The following is a 19,238-nucleotide window of genomic DNA, read 5'->3' on the forward strand; positions in this document are numbered from 1 at the left end:
GCGTTGTGCCAGCTCGAGAATACTCCCGGCTACATCTCGCGATAACCAGCAACAGGCATCAAAGGAGGCCCGTTATGTCTCAACGTGATGTGATCTGGAATTCCGCCAAGTTCATAGGAACGATTTCTGTAATCGCTGCGGCAGTCATCCCGGCTTCAGCGCAGCAGCGGCCGACGAGTCCGGTTGCGGCAGCCCCCGCGGAGAATCGCTATCCCGATGGAAGCAAACTTCAGAGCCAGTATTCTTCGGCGCAGCGATCGGTCGTCTTGCCGTCGGCTGCTCCCAGCGTGCGCGCAAATTCGGCTGGCTTTGCATCGGCAGCAGCGGTTCAAACCGATCTGCCGGAAGGGTTCTCGCTGTTGGCAGCGCCAACCAGTCATGTTGGAGGCACTGATCAACCGGGTGGCGCGAACGTGGCTCCGGCAACTGCCGCAGATCGCGTCGCGAGTTCGACCGAAAAATTCATCACGGTGTTCCCGCTGGCATACCGCGGTGTGCCGTTGTCCAAGGGCAGCGACTATCTCACCATAGTGGATGGCAACGGGCAGATCCAGGCGACGCGCAAGCGCGCGATGCCGAGCAAGGTCGACGCTACCCAGCCGACCGTTTCCACCGGGGAAGCCATTCAGGTTGCCCGCAGGGATGCCGGTGCCGCCTCCGCCGGGCCAGATCCCAAGCCTGAATTGCAGATATGGGTCGACGACCAGCAGAACGGCAATCTGTCGTGGACGTTTACGCTCGGGCCGAGAGCCGCGGGCGATCCCAACGTTCGCAAATACTGGGTTGCGGCAGTTGGCGAGCCTCGCGTCCTGAACTGGGAAAGCGAGGTCTATCATACGCACAACGGCGTGGTGAGCGGCAACATCTGGGCCGCGAGCCCGTTCCAGGCGACCGAGAGCCGAGCGTTTCCGTCGCTTGAGGTTTCTCGTCTTCTCCCAAATGAGAAGGCAATCACCAACGCCGAAGGCCGCTATGGTTATACCACGCCAGGAGGCAGCACCGAAATCAGGGCGAAGCTTCGCGGACCGTGGTTCATCGTCAACAATCAATCGGGTGCTGGACTGGAGAGCGCCCAGACAGGGCCAGCGGCTCAACCGATCAATCTTCATCTGGGCGCCAGCAACGAGGATCAACTGGCGCAGGACTCCGCTTTTTATTGGGCTAATTTTGCCCGTGGTCTTGCCCGCAACATCCTCGGACCGGCCGAGCTTCCCGGTTTGCCGGTGCTGACGAATATCAATGATACCTGCAACGCATTCTGGAACGGGTCATCCATCAATTTCTTCAAGGCCGGCAACGGTTGTCCCAACACCGCCTATGCCGACGTGGTGATGCATGAGTACGGCCACGGCATCGATGCCGTGAAAGGCGGTATCGTCAACGGCGGCTACAGCGAAGGGTTCGGCGACGCGATGGCGGTTCTCGCCACACGTCAACCCTGCGTCGGCCGCGACTTCTTTGGGGCGGGCACCTGCCTGCGGTCGGCGAGCGACGTGATCCTGTGGCCGTCGCTCGGTAACGTGCATACGCAAGGCCGGCCGTATGGCGGCTTCACCTGGGAGCTGGTTCAGCAGCTCAAGCAGACCTTCTCGGAGGATGAATCCTTCGCCATCGCAACTCGGCTGGTGCTCGGCGCTGCGGCGGCCAATCCGTCCGACATCGCCGACGCCGTCCGTCTGAGCTTCATCGTCGACGACAATGACGGCAATCTGACCAACGGCACGCCGCATTTCCGCGCGCTGGCGAACGCCGCAGATTCTCGCAAGATTCCGCGGCCCGAAGATCCCAAGGTCGGGGGACCCTCGGTCAGCGCCGACGCTTCGTTCCCTTGGACGCCGGTGAAGGTCGTGCCAGCCAACTCCAACATACTGCAGGCAAGCATTCATCTCGATAAACCCGGCAAGGTGCATATCTCGGCAAACACCAGCGCCCGCAGTGCGGCACCGGTCCAGTTCCAGACCGGGGTCTACAACGCAGCACCAGTCAACATTGTGTGGACTGATTCATTCCGCAGCCTCAGTCTGCCAACGGCGAACCAATGGGCTCAGGTCGGCACCATGTTTGCGATCGATCTCCCGGCAGGTGACCATACGATCTACTGGAAGATATGGATTGCCGGCGGGTCGCTATCCCTGAGCGCGGGGACACTCATGGTCGAGGCTTTCGAACCCTCCGGTGGTCCGTCGGCCCTCACGGCGGCGGTAACAGAGGCCGGTGGACAGAGCGCGGCGATCAACGAACCGACTACGGTGGGCGCCAATCTCGCGCCTGCTGCGCCAACCATCGGGACGTCGCGTGACGAAGCCGGGCGGGGCATCACCACGGTGCGACAGTAAACCAATGACGGGGCGGACGGTCCGTCCGCCCCGTCACAACGACAAGGACGCAAGCCTTACAATCGCCCCATCCGACGCTCAGGAGTTCAAGGATGCAACTTCGAACCGCACGAATAGCGTCATGGTTGCTCGCATCGGCGCTTGCTTGCATGGCGCTGCCGCATCAAGCGCAGTCGGCGGATTGTCCGGTGAAACCAATGCTGACTGTCAAAGACACGCAGGACGGATTTGCAGGTACGACCGGCACGATCTGGACCATCAAGCCAGACTGCAGCTACGACGTTGCACGCCTGCGCGGCGGCCAGGTCAGTCCGCCCCATCTGAAGGGGCAACTCACACCCGAGCAGCAGTCCCAGCTCGCCGCCGCGCTGTCCGCGGCGGCGGTTGAGACACTGCCCTCGCATATCGGCGAGCCCGCTCCGGTCAATTCCCGCCAGATATCCATTGAGTACGGCGGAAAAACCGCGGTGCTCAATCTCGGCATGGGCGACCCGGCTCTTCCAGAAGCATCGGACGATACTGCCCGCCGCGTGGTCGAAATTGGCAGAGTGGTGAAAGCCGTCACCGGCGAATAGTGATTTCCTGCTCAGAAGATCCCGGGAAAACTCGTTTTTCGTGCGCAGGCCGGCGGCAGGTCCTGGCCGCCCAAATCTTGCCCGCAGACGCCGAGATCGATCATGCCGTTCAATTCGTCAGAGCGTTCAACAGTGACCTGTGCAAGGCATCATCTGGCTCAAAATTTCGAGCCAGAGTTCGGATCACGGTCTCAAAACGCATCCGACAGGCGGTAGCATCGTTAGCTTCACCGATACTTTCGAATATCTTCGCGGCACCGAGATAAACTCGCCATGCAGCGAGAGGGAAGTTGGCATTGTCAACGATCGACAAAGCGCGCGACAAGTGTTCCCGAGCTTCGTCCCGATCGCCGGTAGTAAAAGCGATCCGTGCTAACAGACCATGGGCGAGCGCGAGATGGTTCTGATCGGGCGCCGGGGCGGCGTAGTCGCGCAGCTGGATTGCCCATCTTCTCGCCTGATCAAATTCGGCAATCTGCAGGCAATATTCCCCCAAACAGTGATAAAGCTGCGTGGATATTGTAAAATCCAGCGGAATTCCATCTTGTTCGAGGCGGCGCTGAACGTCATTGAACTGTTTGCTTGCTCGTTGCGGATCGCGCAATCCCACGAAAGCTTTCGCCAGGACCGCTCGCTGAAAGAAATAAGCAAACTGGTTTTCTTTGAGAGTGTTCTCGTCGACGCCTTCGCAGAGGGCGTGGGCTCCCTCAAAATCCATTGCTTCGACGTGCAACCATGCGAGCGTCAATCGACACAATCCGCTAGCCTGTTTATTTCCGTTTTTTCTCGCAAATTCCAGGGCCGCTGCAGTTTCGCGCTGCAAATCCCGCCACTCGCCCAGATGGAGGAGCGCGGTGGACTCCAGCACATTGAAAAGGACAAAGACGTAAATATCCCCGGCTTCGCTGGCCAATCGCTTTCCATGCGTCGCCGAGCGACGACACTCCCGGTACCGCGAGCGCCAACAGTCAAGAATTCCCTCGATTCCATAACGCCTGATCAACGTGCCGTGGTCCTGTGCGCCGGCACTCAATTCCATTGCTCTCATGCAACGCGCGGCATCCTGTTCGTGCCATCCCTTGAGATACAGGTTGATGCTTGCGCTGCTGCCTTGTACCAGGGCCTTGAAGGTGTCGTCCTCCAGGGCTTGGCTTTTAATCAGCACTTCTTCGGCCGCCTGAAGGCAGAGGCGTCGATCTGCGTGCAAGCAGAACCGGCTAACGGCAACAAGGCCGGCGACCTCCTGTCGAAGCTCGCCGGCGTGTCCAGCGTAGACAATCATCTCCTTGAGATCACGAACCGAACCAGCAAGATCGCCACATGAGCGAAGCGCAAGGCTACGATGGCGCAACACAGAAATGCGCAGTTTGAACTTATCCGGCGCATCAAGGCGATCGAGAATACTAAGCCCACGCGTTAGATAGCTGGCCGCTTCCGCGTGGCCAAGGCGCTTCGCAGAACTCTCTGCCGCCTGTCCCAGGTAGCGCAAGGCGCTCGGAAAATCCCGGCCCTGTTCGAAATGAAGCGCGAGCACCGGCGCGATTTCCGAGGTCAGATCGCCATATGCCTGTTCCAGCCTCTTGCCCAGGCGCCTGTGCGTTTGCACGCGCTGTCCCGGCGCGAGATGCTGATAAACGACGTTTTGATACAGGATATGCCGGAAAGCATACGATCCCGAGTACGTGCCATCCGGCCATTCAGACACACCCGAGGGGACCAGCGTGTGATCCTTGCGGGTTAGTGCTTCCAGCTCACGCTCAACCTCGACGGCATCGCGTGACAAGCCGGCTGCCACCAGGGCGGCAGAAAAATCTCCGCCCGCTACGCTGGCGACTTCGAGAAGACGCCGTTCATCCTCCGTGAGGCGGCCTACCTGATAATTGATCATGTTCAGCAGGTCGGTCGGTATGCCATCTTGCGGAATCGCCGCCTCCGATGACAGGCGCCAGGCACCGTCAGTTTCGACGACCACTCGCTGATCGATGAAAAACTTGATCAACGATGCGATGAACAGCGGCTGTCCCTGCGTTCGCTCGAACACGGGGTCGGACAATGCGGACGCCACTGCATCATCGCGGAACCGCAGTGCGAGATGTCGCTCCACCTCCATTCGAGACAATCGATCGAGGCGCAACTCGCCGCAGCGCTCGTGTATCTCCAGATCCTGATGCAGGCGCCGAATGGGATGTTGGCCGATGATGCTGTCTGCCGGTCGATAGGAACCGAGGATCAGCACCGAGGCCTTGCTATCTCCTCGCGCGAAGCGGGAAAGGGCGTCCAGCGTTGCCAGGTCGCTCCAATGCAGATCCTCGAGAACGATTACCCATGGACGATCGGCGCTCAGTGCTTCTACAAGATCGCAAAATTCGCGGAGCATGCGCTCGCGGGTCGCACCGAATACTTCGCGCTGAAATGCGGCGCGCTCCGTCGCACCAATCAGTCCTGGTATATGCAGCATCCAGGTTGGCGCGTGGGTACGAATTGCTGTCTGCAGTTCTGCGCCATTCGTGCTGCGACAACGTGTCACCAGCGCGTCGATCAATGGCAGAAAGGCCTCATCGGTGCCGAACCTCTCGGTGCAGCGCCCGCACAATAAATCGACGCCCTGTTGCGACAGTCGGTCCACCGCCATCTGGAGAAAGGCCGTCTTTCCGATGCCGGCCTCTCCGGTGACAAACGCAATCTGTCTTTGGCCGCTCAGCATGCGCTGTGCCATCCGGTCCAGCATATCGAGCGGGGCGGCGCGTCCAACCATATGGTGCGCGCGTGCATCGGTGAGCCCGGACACTGTCGGCAGGTCTTGTTGATCGTCCACGGGTTTGGACGAGGGTAGGTTTGCCATTTCATAAGACGACCGGGCTGCCCGTGGTTCATCCGGTGTCGGGGGATCGTTGTCCCCGGATCGTACGGCGGTACCGACGAAACGATAGCCGCGCCGCGGCAAAGTCTCGATCCAGGATCTCCCTCCGGAGACCAGCGCCAAAGCCCGCCGCAGCGCAGCAACCTGAACCGTGAGATTGCTGTCCTCGACAGCCAGGCCCTGCCAGGCAAACGCGATCAGGTCTTCCTTGCTGACCAGCTGACCTGATCGCTCGACCAGCATTAGCAGAATGGAAACAGCCCGCTCACCCAGGGGTAGGGGGGTGCCGTCATGAATTAGAATGCGCGCGACCGGGTCCAGCACGAGCGACCCCATCCGCCACTCAAGGTTAGCGGCGCGCGCGGGGGGCGCTTCGCCATGCAGATGGGAAAGATTGGGCTCCGATCGTTCAATGACCATCGATGCCTGCCCGTCAATAAAAATAATATCTCGGAAGTGAACTCCTTCATCAGGTCGAAGTCAACGCGATAACAATGACTTCGCTCTGATTGGACGCTCGCTGCGAGCGGCTCAATTCGGATTCATTTTGCAACCTTTTCGGGAGTGCTTCGCGACATGGGTAGTCGCGAGGCGCAGGTTACTGGTGAGCATTATCCGTTGTCCGCCAGCCAGAGGAGGGCAAGCCATGATCAGGGTGATCGATCTTGTCGGATACGCAGCCCCGATGATGGTGCTCTTGCTAACGAGGGAGATGAGTTTACGCGCACTCGGCATGCTCAGTCGTGTGGCGGTTGTCATCCTCAGTATCGTGATGTGCCTTCTGCCCGTCCTGTTGCCGCATTTGATACTATTGCCGATGAGCCTACTACGGCTGTGGGATATACTGGCAGGCACCTCCGGTGACAGCGCCAAGCGGCGAGCAGAGTGGCTTCGTCAGAGAGGAGGCTAAAATGACAGAAATTCGTATTAATGCAGGCAAAGCAGAACGAATAATCACGCAGATGTTGCGCGACGAGCAGGGCGTGCATCCAGCCGATGCAGTCGCGTTGGCTGCGCGTATTTGTCGGCGGCTTGCGACGTCGATGCCGACGAACCCGTCATTGGGTTGCTGCCGGATCATTTCAAGAGAGCCTCCAGATGCCGATGATTTCGCGGTTGCGGTTGCAGAAAAGCTCAACGGGAAAAGTGAGCATTGGAACGCGAGCGAACTTTGGGAGCTTGTCTACAATCAAGGTCGCCATCTTCGGATGTGCTAGTCACGGACCAGGTTCAATGCCTGCCACTGCTCGGGTCCAATTGCCCGAACGCATCATGCACCGGCCGGAATGCCTTGAGCTGCGCGTGATGCAAGTGTGGGTTCACGCCTTCGCCGAAGGCCGCTCGCCTACGCGGGCCATCCACGCTACGATATTGGCATTGGCCGTATCGAGCGGCTGGCCGACCTGACCGGCGAAATCGAGCCAGCCATAGAGCAGAATGTCGGCCAGCGTGAAGCGCTTGCCGCAGAGATAGTCACGGCCGTCGGCCATCTGGCCGTTGAGCCATTGCAGGCGGTTGGCGGCAATCATCTTGAGGCCGGGCGAGGCCTCGGGCGCGCAAGGAATCCGCTTCTCGAAAAACTTCAGACCTTCACCGAAGCGAAAACCGTTCCCCATATGCTCGCAGATGTTGAGATCGACGCGGCGCGTCCACATCCGGCATTCGGCGCGCTCTTCCGGCGTCGTCCCGATCATCGGCGGCGCCGGATGCTTCTCTTCGAGATATTCGCAGATCGCGGTGATTTCGGAGAGATAGTTGCCGTCGTCGAGTTCGAGCGTCGGCATCTGGCCGTGCGGGTTACGCTTCAAATGCTCGGCCTCGCGATTTTCGCCCTTGCGCAGATCGACCGCCTGCTTCGGCACCTCGATGCCCTTTTCCGCCATGAACATGCGGACCACGCGAGGGTTCGGCCCGACCGAGTCGTACAACTTCATGGTGTTTCTCTCCCTGGTGTCTTGTTGAGGCATGGTTGTTGGGAGCTGTTGAACAGGCCACCGCCGGATTTGTCAAATGGGCGGATCACATTTTGACGCTGCCGAATGTGATTCAGGAATCACACTAGATATGTAAATGCGCGGGAATAAAACCGGAGGCCACCATTGCTGCGGTAGTCCGAATTGTCGCGGCAGCCTGATCAGTCTAGCTGTCGTCGAGCTTGTTGAGGTCACGCACCGACTGCATGATCGGTTCGAAATTCGATCGAGCATCCAGCGCGTCGAACAATTGCGCGGTGTCCGACAGTAGTCCGTGCGAGCGCTGGATCGCGATCCGCACGTCGTCCTGCGGGGTGTCGGATAGTCGCCCGTGGCCCGACAGCAGGATCTTCGAATTCAGGCCCTTCAGCCGTTCCAGCGACTGGATGTAGTCGGCGATGCTGCCGGAGCCGAACACGCCGCCCATCACGCCGCCCGGCATCAGCGTGTCGGCGGCGAACAACAGCCCCTTGTCCTGGTCGAACAGCGTGATGCAGGCCGAGGTGTGGCCGGGCGTGTACATCACGTTGAGGCGGAAATTGCCGAGGTCGATCAGGTTGCCTTCTTCCAGCCAGAGATCGACGTTGATCGGCACGTTCGGCTCGTTGAACATCTTGCGCAGCATCGAGAAGTCGTCGCGCAGCATGATCTTGTTGGCGGCGAGCCGATGCGCGGCGATGAAGGCGCTGCCGTGGAAATGATAGGCCGCGCCGATATGGTCGAGGTGTTCGTGGCTCAGCACTACCATGTCGATATCGTCGGGCTTCACGCCGATATGGTTGAGGCATGTCAGCAGATGCGGATAGTTCGAGGACAGACCGACATCGACCATGATCGTGCGCGAGCTGCCGCGCACCAGATAGGCGTTCGCCGCGCGGTTCTTGAAACGGATCTGATAGACGTCCTCGGCCGCCTCGATCAGCGTACAGACGTCGCTGTCGAACAGCGTCTTGAAGGGGCTCGGTCTGCGCTCGCTCATGAAGTGGCCGCGGCTTTGAAGGCGACCGTGTTGGAGGCTCGCAAGCGCTTGCTGAGCGCATCCATGATCATCAGCGCAAAGGCGGGCTGCTGGCTGACCAGGTAGACGAAGCGGGCGTGATTGATCCGCATCACGCGGGTGTTCGGGGCGGCCGCAATCGCCGTTGCCGAACGGGCCGAGCCGTCGATGACCGCCATCTCGCCGAAGAACTCACCCTTGCCGAGCGTGACGATCACCATCTTGCTGGCGCCGTTCATCTTGGCGATCTCGACCTGACCGTCGAGCACGACGAACAGTTCCCGCCCGCTCGAGCCTTCCTCAAAAATGACGTCATCTACATCAAACTCGTTGATGCATTTCTCGATGGTCATGGTGACCCTGCCTTTCTGGCTGGTCGGTCCATGTTAATCGGGAAACCGACCGGCGCAAACGGAACCGGCAAGGATGCCGCAGGGCAGCATGGGGAATCGGACTGGGGTGGCCGACATTCGGGGGCCCAAAACAGGCCGGATGAGTTCCTAAAACTTCGGTAAGGCCGCCGCCGGTAAGGATTTGGCAAGCATTAAAAGTTACCAAATGGTCAATCAATTCTGGAGAATCCAACGTGAGCGATCAGCAGCCCCAGCCCGCCAGCGGTGAAACCGGAGCCCTCGGCGCCGCGCCGGCCACTCCCGACATGTCTGCGTCGACCGAGCGGGCAACGGCCGCGGTGGAGGTCGAGGCGGCAAAACTCGCGCCCGAGCAGGACGAGACCTCGCCGAAGCCCGATGTGGCCAAGGACGCTCCCAAAGTGGACGCTCCCAAGGTGGATGCCGTCAAGATGGAAGCGCCAAAGGTCGAGGCCTCAAAGGCTGAGCTTCCCAAGATCGACGCCGTAAAGCCGGAAGCGCCGCGCTTTCCCGGCAACGTGACGATCATGTCGCCCGGCGACCGCGCTGGTGCCGATGCCAAGGCCGCGCCGGCGGAGGGATCGTCTGGCAAGCGCAGGATCGGCGCGATGGCCGCTGTTGTGGCGCTGGCGACGGTGGCAGGTGCGCTGGGTGGCGCGCTGGCAACCGCTGGCGTTGGAAAGCTGATGGCCGGAGATTCGGCCCAGGCTTCGACCCAAGCATCAGTGCAAGCATCAGTGAAGGACAGCGCGCTCGAAGCTTCGGTGGCGCGAATCGATGCCGAGATCGTCGCGCTCAAATCAAGCCTGGAGCATAATTCCAAGACGACGACAGGCCAGATCAACAAGGCTAGCGACCGCCTCGACAAGGTCGAGAAGGCGCAGGCCGAGCCCGCCGCGAAACTAGCCAAGCTGAGCGAGACCGTCGAGAAGCTCCGCACCGCCCAGGCGTCCGCGACAACGGCTGCCGCCACGCCGGCTCCCGCGAAGGAAGTGACGGGCTCGATACCGCAGCAGCAGGCTGCGGCCGCGCCAGCGCCCACACCAGCTGCTCCGCCCAAGCCCGAGGTTGCCCGGCTGCCGACCGTCGAAGGCTGGGTATTGCGGGACGTCGCCAATGGCAGTGCCCTGATCGAGAGCCGTCGCGGTATGTACGAGGTCTATGCCGGCGATCCCATTCCCGGCCTCGGCCGTGTCGACGCCATTCGCAAGCAGGACGGCCGCTGGGTGGTCGTGACCAGCAAAGGCCTGATCGTCGCTCGCTAGCGCGACGACATACGAACAGCAGGGCGCTTCACGGCGATGTGAAGCGCCTTTTTTCTTGAATAGGTCTCATTGCGCGGTGTTAGTTGGGGCATGAGCCGCGTGCCAGGAATTCTTGCTATCGTACTTGTTCTGCTGTGCGGCGCTCTGCCGGCGCGCGCGGCACAGGATGCCGCGCTGGAGCGCGGAACAGCCATCACCGATCCCACGACACTGCGCGAACTCGATGGCGGAAGATTCCGCCTCGATCGCATGCTGCTGCCGGAGCGGTCGGCGGATCTCCCGCTCGCCAACAGCGCGCTGTTCGTCGCGCCGTCAATGGCGCCGGTCCGGCAGGCCATCGATGGCGAGTTCGATCGCTATATCGCGCGGCACGGCGCGAACCTGCCAAAGGAGACGATCGGCGTCGGCGAGGGCTTTGATTTCCAATTGTTCGATCGCGCGCTGCTCTATTCGGCACAGACGCGGTTCGTGCTGGCCGGCATCGTCAACCGCATGGACCGCACTTACGTTGCGGAAGCAAGCTGCGGCGAGATTCGTCTGATCTACCGCCTGACGCGGATGAACAAGGCGGCCGGTGACGACGCTTCGCCACCGCGGCTGCCGATGACGCTGAACGTCGTGCTGAAAGCGAAAGGTGAGGGATCCACGGTCACCTGTCCCGAAATCGCCAATCGCTGGCTCGCTGCGCCGATCGGCGAAGCACTGTCGGTAAAGGATGGCCCACTCGACCTGATCGACTATCAGAACATCGACCGCATCGAGACCAATCTCCAGATCGCGCATGCGCCGAAATCTGCGGTTCGTGATTTCCGCACCGACTATCTGTTGAAGGTGTTTCGTTACGATCGGGACGCGCGCGTCTTCGCGGAATCTCCGATGGAGAACCAGATCGACCGCGCGCGCCTTCTGGCGGACGATGGCCTCAAGCGCGAGTTCAGGAAGTGGCTGCTCGATCCCGTCAATCTCGCCGCGTTCGATCGCGGCACCGCGTTGATCCCGGAAAAATTCCTCGCCAACGGCGCGATTGCGCCAACGCCGGTCGGGTTCGATCCATCGGACCTGGAGCCCGAATTCGGACTGGTGCAAGGCGAGGGCGCCGTGTTCAGCGAGGCTGACGTCGTGGCTGCGCTGAAGAAGGCTGTGGAAAGTGGCGTGAAGCTGCAGAACATCCGCTCTCCTGCCGGCTTCGAGCGCAGGCTCAACGACGTGACCTGTTCCGGCTGCCACCAGACGCGGGGCATCGGCGGCTTTCACTTCCCCGGCGTCGACTGGTTCGCGCAAAAGCCGTCGAATTCGACCGTCGTGCCGGCGTCGCCGCATTTCTTCGGGGACCAGATCCGCCGCCGCGATATTCTCGTAAGCCTGCGCGACGGCAGATCACCGGACTACTCGCGCGGATTCGCCAGCCGTCCGCAATTGCGCGGCAGTACCGAACTCGCCGGCACCAACTATTACGACGGCTGGGGCGCGCATTGCTATGTGCAGGGCAAGCCAGCTGCCAGCAATGATGGAAGTTTCCGCGACTGGAGCTGCGCCGAGGGCCTGAGCTGTCAGGCCGCCGGAAAAATCTCGCGCATCGGCATGTGCTTCGTCAAAAGCCGCTGAAGGTCTTGGCGAACTGTGCTAAGTGAGGGCATCAGCGAGCTGATGCGGAGATTGGCGATGAGCTCTCCCGACCAGGACAGGCAACGCAATCGCGAGATCGCGGAGAACGAAGCCAATCGGCAGGTGATCGGCAATATCAGGGTCAGCGTCTGGGCGATTGCTGTCGCGGTCATCGCGGGCCTGGTTGTGTTCGGCATCGCCTGGGCGTGGCTCAACCGCTGAAAATTGCCTGGGTGATCACTTGGCGTAGTGCGGCAGGCGCTTGCCGGGAAGCAGATCATAGGCTGATTTCCAGCCCGGCAATTGCGCCATTCGTCCGAGCCAGGCGTTGATCGCGGGATGGCTGGCCGCGAGGTCGTACCCGGTCTCGTCGGCGGGATAATGCAGATAGGCCATCATCGAAATATCCGCCACCGTCGGCCGCTCGTCGATCGCGAATGCATTCTTCTGCATGTGCCGGTCGAGAATCGACAGGAAGTCGTCGAGACGCCTGCGGAAATGTTTCAGCACATGTTCGTCCGGTGACGGCGTGAACGCGCGGTAATAGCGGTAGGTCGCCATGTAGCCGGTGAGCTTGTGGTTGTCCCAGAACAGCCAGCGCAGCAGTTCGAACTGCTCCTGCTCGGTCTCGCCGCCGAACCGGCCGAATTGCTTTGCCAGCTTCAGCAGGATCGGCGCGGTCTGGGTGAGGCGTTCGCCATCGACCTCGAGCACCGGTATTTCGCCCATCTCGTTGACGTCGCGCCGCCATTCCGGCGTCCGCGTCACGCCGCCGCCGAAATCGGTCCAGACCGGCTCGAAGCTCTGGCCACACAGGGTCAGCATCAGCGCGAGCTTGTAGCTGTTTCCCGATTCCGGGAAGTAATGCAGGCGATAGCTGGGCATGGCTTGCATCCTCACGCCACCGCGCCGGACGCGCGCAACTGGCCGATCGCGGCTTCGTCATAGCCGGCGTTGCGCAGGATCTCGTCGCTGTGCTCGCCGAGGCCGGGCGGCTTGCGCGGCTGAACTTTTTTGCTGCCGTCGACCCAGATCGGGCTGCTGATGGTGAGCATGGTGTCGTTCTCGAACGGCACCAGCACCTCGTTCTCGATCATCTGCCTGTCGTTCGGGATGTCGTCGAGGATGCCGACCACACCGAACACCAGGCCGTTGCCATCAAGGATCTTGCGCCACTCGGCAAGGTCCCGGGTTGCAAACGTCTCGTCAAAAATCTTGATCAGTTCGAGCGATCGCGCATGGCGCTCCTTCTTGGTCTCGAACCTCGCATCGGTGACGAGATCCTCGCGGCCGAGGCAGCGCGCCAGCGTCGGCCATTGCCGGTCCTCATTGAGCAAAGAGAGGATCAGCCAGCGTCCGTCCTTGCACTGGTAGTGATTGGTGACCGCGTTCAGCGCGCGCTCGCGCGGGCGGCGTTCGCCGAATTTCGCGCCGACCAGTTTGGCCTGCGCCAGCACCGAAGCCGCCCAGACGCCATTGGCCATCAGGTTGGAGCTGACATGCGAGCCCTTGCCGGTGCGCTCGCGCTTGTAGAGCGCGGTAACGATCGCGCCGTAAAATGCCATCGCGCAGGGGTGGTCGCCCATGCCGGCGATCGAGCGCGCCGGCGTGGTGTGTTCATCCGCCCGCACCAGGTCCATCAGGCCTGAGCGCGCCCAGTAGGCGTTGCTGTCGAAGCCCGGCTTGTTGGCTTCCTCGCCCTTTTCGCCATAGCCGGTGAAGGACGCGTAGATCAGGCGTTCGTTATGTGGCGCCAGATGAGCGTGGGTGATGCCGAGCCGCTCGCGCACCTGCGGTGGATAGTTGGTGATGAAGACGTCGGCCTGCGCGGCCAGCCGGTGCAGCACCGCCTGACCCTCGGGCTTCGAGAGATCGAGTGCGAGGCTCTTCTTGTTGCGGGCTTCCAGCATCCACGCGAAATTGTGCTCGCTATGCGGGTAGCCCGGCAAATTCGGCAGGTTGCGATAGGGATCGCCGGTACCGGGCGGCTCGATCTTGATGACGTCGGCGCCGAAATCCGACAGCACGGTGGCGGCCGCAGGCGCTGCGATGAAACTCGCGCAGTCCAGAACCCTGAGGCCGTCAAAAATACCTTTTTCCATAGTGCCGCCGCTCCGTGTGGCTCGTTGATTTTTTTTCGTGGGTCGGAATTACCGCCAGCGAAAAAGCTGGAATTCGGATGCCATTTGACCCATCTCGGGTGGGCGATGCAACTACTCCCCATCAGACAGCAGCGCTGCATTTCCGCCGGCTGCAGCCGTATTAATGGTCACCGTCTGCTCGGTTGCAAAACGCGTCAGGTAATGCGGCCCGCCGGCCTTGGGCCCGGTGCCGGATAAACCATGGCCGCCGAACGGCTGCACGCCGACGACGGCGCCGATCATGTTGCGGTTGACATAGATGTTGCCGACATGGAGGCGCTCGATCGCGTCCTCCACCGTATCGTCGATCCGGGAATGGATGCCGAGCGTCAACCCGTAGCCCGAACGCTCGATCGATCTCAGCACCTCGTCGAACCTATCGGCGCGGTAGCGCACCACATGCAGCACCGGGCCGAACACTTCTTCCGTGAGCTGGCCTGCATCGGACAATTCGAAGATATGCGGCGCGATGTAATTGCCTTGTGGTGCGCTGCCTGCAAAGTGCACCCGGGCTTCCTTCTTCATCCGTTCGATATGCGCGTCGAGCCGCTGCTTGGCCTCGGCGTCGATCACCGGGCCGATATGGGTGGCGGGATCTGCGGGATCGCCGAGGACGAGTTCGCGCGCTGCGCCCGCAATCATCTCGATCATGCGGTCGGCGACGTCGTCCTGCAGGAACAACAATCGCAGCGCCGAGCAGCGCTGGCCGGCGGAGCGGAATGCCGAGGTCACGACGTCGTCGGCTACCTGTTCGGGCAGGGCGGTGGCATCGACGATCATCGCATTGATGCCGCCGGTCTCGGCGATCAGCGGGACGATCGGTCCATCCTTGGCGGCGAGTGCACGGTTGATCGTTCGCGCGACCTCGGTCGAGCCGGTGAAGACGACGCCGGCGATATCCGGATGCGCCACCAGCGCACCGCCGATCCGGCCGTCGCCGGCCAACAGATGCAGCGCGGACGCCGGCACGCCGGCTTGATGCAGCAGCCTGATGGCTTCAGCCGCAATCAGCGGCGTCTGTTCGGCCGGCTTCGCAACGACGGCGTTGCCCGCCATCAAGGCCGCCGTGACCTGGCCTAGAAAGATCGCCAGCGGAAAATTCCATGGCGAGATCGCAACGAAGGCGCCACGGCCGCGCAGGCAGAGCATGTTGCTCTCGCCCGTCGGTCCCGGCATCGTCTTGCCTTCGCCGAACAGTTCGCGTCCCTGCGCGGCATAGTAACGGCAGAAGTCCACGGCCTCGCGGACTTCCGAAACTGAATCGTCCAACGTCTTGCCGCCCTCGCGCTGCAGCAGCGCGACGAAGTGCGCCGCGCGCCGTTCCATGAGATCGGCGGCCTTCTCCAGCGCCGCCGCGCGCGTCTCGGCCGGCGTTCTGGCCCAATGCTTGAAACCGTCGCGCGCCGCCCCTATCGCGGCATTGGCCTCGGTCCCGGTCGCGTCGGCAACGCTCCCCGTTGCGGGCAACGGTGCGGCGGCGACGGCCGAAGCGAGTTGCTCCAGCGCCGCGCGTTCGCCGAATTCAATTCCGCGGGAGTTTTTCCGTTTGGGTCCGTAGAGATACCGCGGCAACGGGATGTTGGGATGCGCGGCGTTTTCGGCGCTGCCGATGATATCGGCCGGGCGCCGCAGTAATTGCGACACCGACACCGCCTCGTCGGCGGCGAGTGCGACAAAGGACGAGTTGGCGCCGTTCTCCAGCAATCGCCGCACCAGATAGGCCAGCAGATCGCGGTGGCTGCCGACCGGCGCGTAGGTGCGATGGGCGATGTCGGGGCGGTCTTCGCCAAGCTTCGCATAGAGCGCCTCGCCCATGCCGTGCAGGCGCTGGAATTCGAATCCGCTTTGGTCTGGTGCCAGTTCGAGGATGGCCGCGACCGTCAGCGCATTGTGCGTGGCGAACTGCGGGAAGATCCGCGGCCGCAGCGCCAGCAATTGCTGCGCGCAGGCGACGTAGTTCAGATCCGTCATCGCCTTGCGGGTGAACACGGGATAGCCGTCGAGCCCGCGTTCCTGCGCGCGCTTGATCTCGGTGTCCCAATAGGCGCCCTTGACCAGCCGCACCATCATTTTGCGGTCGAGGCTGCGTGCGAGACGATCGACGTAAGCGATCACGTCGGAGGCGCGCTTCTGGTAGGCTTGGATCGCCAGGCCAAAGCCGTCCCAGCCTGCCAGCGATGCATCGCCGAGGGCTGCCGCGATCACGTCGAGCGACAATTCCAGCCGGTCCGCCTCCTCGGCATCGACCGTGAAATTAAGGTCATAGGATTTGGCTTGCCGGGCGAGACCGATCAGGCGCGGGACCAGTTCGCGCATCACCCGCGGGCGGCTCACGGCCTCGAAGCGCGGATGCAATGCCGAGAGCTTGACCGAGATGCCCGGGCGGTCGGGCAGGGGGCGGTCACCGGCGGTGCGTCCGATCGCCTCGATCGCGCTTGAATAGGAATTGAAATAGCGCGTGGCGTCATCGGCCGTGCGCGCGCCTTCGCCGAGCATGTCGAAGGAGTAGCGTTGATGGCGGGAGGAATCCGGCTGCGCCCGCGACAGCGCGGCTTCAATGGTCTCGCCCAGCACGAAATGACTGCCCATCAGTCGCATCGCCTGCCGTGTCGCCGCCCGCACGGCCGGTGCGCCCAGCCGCTTGGTGAGCCGTCCGATGGTCCCCTGCGGTGTCTCGCCGGGCTGGATCACGCGGGCAGACATCCCGAGCGCCCACGCCGAGGCGTTGACGAGGAACGCACTCGACCTGGTTTCGTGATGGATGAAGTCGCCCTGGCCGAGCTTGTCCTCGATGAACTGGTCGGCGGTGCGGGCGTCCGGTACGCGCAGCAGCGCTTCCGCCAGCACCATCAGCGCCAGCCCTTCCTTGGTCGACAGCGCAAACTCGCGCAGCATGTCCTCGACGCCGCCGAGCGGATCGTCATTGGCCCTGATCGCCTCGATCAGCCGCGTTGCCGTGCGATCGACGCGCGCCTCCTGCGCCGGATCCAGCCCCACGGCTCCGAGCAAGCGGGCGGCCATCACACGATCGTCAGGCGCGTAGGGCGCGCTGAAGGGCGGAGGGGATGGCGGATCGGCCGGCATGCGATTCTCTTGGTTCGTTCTGCGAGCTTACTGCCGGTCGAACCGTAGTTCGATAGACAAATATGGAATTTTGCCTTAGGAAATTCGGTAGATTTGCAGGATGTCCAAATAAATGGTTGAAATTGACAAGATAGACCGCAAAATCCTCTCCATTCTTCAAGGCGATGGCCGCATCGCCAATGTCGAACTGGCCGAACGGATCGGGCTGTCGCCGACTTCGATAGGCGAGCGGCTGAAACGGCTGCAGCGCGACGGCTTTGTCGAAGGCTACGGCGCCCGGCTCAATCCGCACCGGCTGGGCCTGGGCCTTCTGGTGTTTGTCGAGGTGATGCTCGACAAGACCACGCCCGACGTCTTCGAGCGGTTCGCCAAGGCGGTGCAGACAGCACCCGAGGTGCTGGAATGCCATATGGTGGCGGGCGGCTTCGATTATCTGATCAAGGCCAGGGTCGCCGACATGACGGCCTACCGCCGGTTTCTCGGCGAAACCCTGCTGGCGCTGCCTGGCGTGCGCGAGACGCGGACCTACGCCGTGATGGAAGAGGTCAAGCGCGATGCGCCGTTGCCGGTCGGTTAGCGCTGGCAACTGGCGCACGGAAAACACAGCAGACGGAATTTCCACGGCGTGATCCACAGATTGCGGGCTTGCTGGTTGGCAGCGCGAGGGAGCCGCGCTAATCGTCGGGCACGCCGTCGCTTGGGAACAGCAGGGGTCATGCGAGACGCCGGACAACCTATACCGGGAAGGCAGATGCGCGCGGGATTGGCGGCCGTGTTCGGCGCGCTCCTCGCCGCGCTGCTTGGCGTCTCCACCGCGAAGGCGGTCGAGATAAGCTCTGCGATCGCTTACCTCTACAGCTCGGTTTCGATCTATCCGCCCTCGGCCACATCGATGACCGTCTGCTACGGCTTCGTCTGCCGGCGTCGCGAAATCCTCGATTTTTCGGCCGGCGACCGCAGCGCGATCACACAAATCATGGCGGCGGGGCGCGCCTCGGCCGCGGCCGAACGCGCCGCCGTGCAGAAGGTGGTGGTGTGGTTCGACCGTCGCATGGGGCCGATCCTCGGCACCAACAAGCGCGTGGCGAAAGCGGATTTCCGCTACTTCGACGACAAGCACAATTACGATTGCTGGGACACGACGCGAAATACGACCAGCCTGTTGCTGGTACTGCAGGAGTGGGGCCTCTTGAAGCATCACGCGATCGGCGATCCGAAATATCGCGGCAATACGCTGGTGCTGCAGACGCCGCACAACACCGCGGTGCTGGTCGAGCGCGCCACCAAGGTCGAGTGGGTCGTCGATCTCTGGCCGCGCGGCTATCTGCAGCCACCCGACGTGATGACGGTTCAAAAATGGGTTACGGAAGATTGAGCGGCCGGTTTTTCGCGCATGATTCAACCATCGTGCGTGCAGAAGCGGTGCCCGCTCCGCCGAACGCTCACAGTTTTTGAGAATTTTTTTAGCCCAACTCCCGGATTTTAAGTCCGAGAGCGCGCCGTTGCCGATCGCGCGTTCGCGCTAAACCTTGAGGTTCTCGGCCGAAGTCTTGCCACGGTTGGCGATCTCTTCGTATTCGACGGACTGCCCTTCATTGAGTGTCGAAAGACCAGCTTTCTCAACTGCCGAAATATGAACGAACACGTCCTTGCCGCCGTTCGAGGGTTGGATGAACCCGTATCCCTTGGTCGGGTTGAACCACTTTACCGTACCTTTAGCCATTCACGTCGTCTCCGCGGAATCAAAAAAAGTAAACGAGCCGCCGGTCCCCGCACATACCGGCATGCCCGAAGCATCAGGATACGCGGGTTGGGGCAGGCTGGGTAGCGCAAACGGAATGGCCGTTTCGGCAAAAAACCGCCCATTCGCCGCCGATTTCCGCCGTTTTGGCGGTTTTGCGCTCATTTGACGCGGCCGGGCGGCGGCAATTCCCAAAATTGGCACTTGGTTTCACCCGCTGCCAGTTGCCCGTTTGAAGGGTGGTGGCGGCGGGCCTCCGGCCTGGCATATCGCATACGGAAAACCCCGGC

At 61.9% G+C, this 19,238-nt stretch carries 17 protein-coding genes; 9 read left to right on the forward strand and 8 right to left on the reverse strand.

The window, feature by feature from the left end:
• Positions 1-413 precede the first annotated feature (413 nt).
• Both ACVWVY_RS12725 and ACVWVY_RS12730 read left to right on the forward strand, forming a co-directional pair.
• On the forward strand, positions 414-2,336 hold the full coding sequence (locus ACVWVY_RS12725) for a hypothetical protein (RefSeq protein ID WP_456626691.1): 1,923 nt from the start codon (positions 414-416) through the stop codon (positions 2,334-2,336).
• Positions 2,337-2,485: 149 nt separating this feature from the next.
• Positions 2,486-2,911, forward strand: a complete 426-nt coding sequence (locus ACVWVY_RS12730; protein ID WP_456626692.1) for a hypothetical protein — start codon at positions 2,486-2,488, stop codon at positions 2,909-2,911.
• A 109-nt stretch (positions 2,912-3,020) separates the two neighbouring features.
• On the opposite strand, the gene ACVWVY_RS12735 is transcribed toward ACVWVY_RS12730, so the two are convergent.
• On the reverse strand, positions 3,021-6,191 hold the full coding sequence (locus ACVWVY_RS12735) for an AAA family ATPase (protein ID WP_456626693.1): 3,171 nt from the start codon (positions 6,189-6,191) through the stop codon (positions 3,021-3,023).
• Between the two features lie 226 nt (positions 6,192-6,417).
• Here ACVWVY_RS12735 and ACVWVY_RS12740 point away from each other — a divergent pair, with 226 nt between their 5' ends.
• On the forward strand, positions 6,418-6,681 hold the full coding sequence (locus ACVWVY_RS12740; protein ID WP_456626694.1) for a hypothetical protein: 264 nt from the start codon (positions 6,418-6,420) through the stop codon (positions 6,679-6,681).
• 1 nt (position 6,682) lies between these two features.
• The gene (locus ACVWVY_RS12745; RefSeq protein WP_456626695.1) at positions 6,683-6,988 is read left to right on the forward strand and encodes a hypothetical protein; all 306 of its coding nucleotides are present in this window, start codon (positions 6,683-6,685) and stop codon (positions 6,986-6,988) included.
• 102 nt (positions 6,989-7,090) lie between these two features.
• On the opposite strand, the gene ACVWVY_RS12750 is transcribed toward ACVWVY_RS12745, so the two are convergent.
• The 3 genes from ACVWVY_RS12750 to ACVWVY_RS12760 all read right to left on the reverse strand — a co-directional run bounded on the left by ACVWVY_RS12750 (position 7,091) and on the right by ACVWVY_RS12760 (position 9,094).
• Positions 7,091-7,705, reverse strand: coding sequence for a glutathione S-transferase family protein (locus tag ACVWVY_RS12750; protein WP_456626696.1), 615 nt, complete (start codon positions 7,703-7,705; stop codon positions 7,091-7,093).
• 205 nt (positions 7,706-7,910) lie between these two features.
• Positions 7,911-8,723, reverse strand: a complete 813-nt coding sequence (locus ACVWVY_RS12755) for an MBL fold metallo-hydrolase (protein WP_456626697.1) — start codon at positions 8,721-8,723, stop codon at positions 7,911-7,913.
• On the reverse strand, positions 8,720-9,094 hold the full coding sequence (locus ACVWVY_RS12760; RefSeq protein ID WP_456626698.1) for a Crp/Fnr family transcriptional regulator: 375 nt from the start codon (positions 9,092-9,094) through the stop codon (positions 8,720-8,722). Before ACVWVY_RS12760 ends, ACVWVY_RS12755 begins: the two co-directional genes overlap by 4 nt.
• Positions 9,095-9,327: 233 nt before the next feature.
• Here ACVWVY_RS12760 and ACVWVY_RS12765 point away from each other — a divergent pair, with 233 nt between their 5' ends.
• The 3 genes from ACVWVY_RS12765 (at position 9,328) to ACVWVY_RS12775 (ending at position 12,204) form a co-directional block, all read left to right on the forward strand.
• A complete protein-coding gene (locus tag ACVWVY_RS12765; RefSeq protein WP_456626699.1) occupies positions 9,328-10,377 on the forward strand; it encodes a hypothetical protein in 1,050 nt (349 codons plus the stop codon).
• Positions 10,378-10,467: 90 nt separating this feature from the next.
• A complete protein-coding gene (locus ACVWVY_RS12770; RefSeq protein ID WP_456626700.1) occupies positions 10,468-11,982 on the forward strand; it encodes a hypothetical protein in 1,515 nt (504 codons plus the stop codon).
• A gap of 57 nt (positions 11,983-12,039) precedes the next feature.
• Positions 12,040-12,204 (forward strand): hypothetical protein, encoded by a 165-nt coding sequence (locus tag ACVWVY_RS12775; protein ID WP_456626701.1) that lies wholly within the window; start codon positions 12,040-12,042, stop codon positions 12,202-12,204.
• Positions 12,205-12,219: 15 nt separating this feature from the next.
• Here ACVWVY_RS12775 and ACVWVY_RS12780 read toward each other — a convergent pair whose 3' ends face one another.
• The 3 genes from ACVWVY_RS12780 to putA form a co-directional block, all read right to left on the reverse strand.
• The gene (locus ACVWVY_RS12780; RefSeq protein ID WP_456626702.1) at positions 12,220-12,867 is read right to left on the reverse strand and encodes a glutathione S-transferase family protein; all 648 of its coding nucleotides are present in this window, start codon (positions 12,865-12,867) and stop codon (positions 12,220-12,222) included.
• An 11-nt stretch (positions 12,868-12,878) separates the two neighbouring features.
• On the reverse strand, positions 12,879-14,084 hold the full coding sequence (locus tag ACVWVY_RS12785; RefSeq protein ID WP_456626703.1) for a CaiB/BaiF CoA transferase family protein: 1,206 nt from the start codon (positions 14,082-14,084) through the stop codon (positions 12,879-12,881).
• A gap of 111 nt (positions 14,085-14,195) precedes the next feature.
• Complete coding sequence (putA, locus tag ACVWVY_RS12790) at positions 14,196-17,207, reverse strand: bifunctional proline dehydrogenase/L-glutamate gamma-semialdehyde dehydrogenase PutA (RefSeq protein WP_456626704.1); 3,012 nt, start codon at positions 17,205-17,207, stop codon at positions 14,196-14,198.
• 112 nt (positions 17,208-17,319) lie between these two features.
• Between putA and ACVWVY_RS12795 the strand changes: the two genes are divergently transcribed.
• Both ACVWVY_RS12795 and ACVWVY_RS12800 read left to right on the forward strand, forming a co-directional pair.
• Entirely contained in the window at positions 17,320-17,784 is a 465-nt protein-coding gene (locus ACVWVY_RS12795) for an Lrp/AsnC ligand binding domain-containing protein (RefSeq protein WP_456626705.1), read from the forward strand.
• A 174-nt stretch (positions 17,785-17,958) separates the two neighbouring features.
• Entirely contained in the window at positions 17,959-18,582 is a 624-nt protein-coding gene (locus tag ACVWVY_RS12800) for a hypothetical protein (RefSeq protein WP_456626706.1), read from the forward strand.
• A 147-nt stretch (positions 18,583-18,729) separates the two neighbouring features.
• Here ACVWVY_RS12800 and ACVWVY_RS12805 read toward each other — a convergent pair whose 3' ends face one another.
• Complete coding sequence (locus ACVWVY_RS12805; RefSeq protein WP_212419956.1) at positions 18,730-18,930, reverse strand: cold-shock protein; 201 nt, start codon at positions 18,928-18,930, stop codon at positions 18,730-18,732.
• Positions 18,931-19,238 lie beyond the last annotated feature (308 nt).

The organism is Bradyrhizobium sp. URHC0002, from assembly GCF_054059515.1.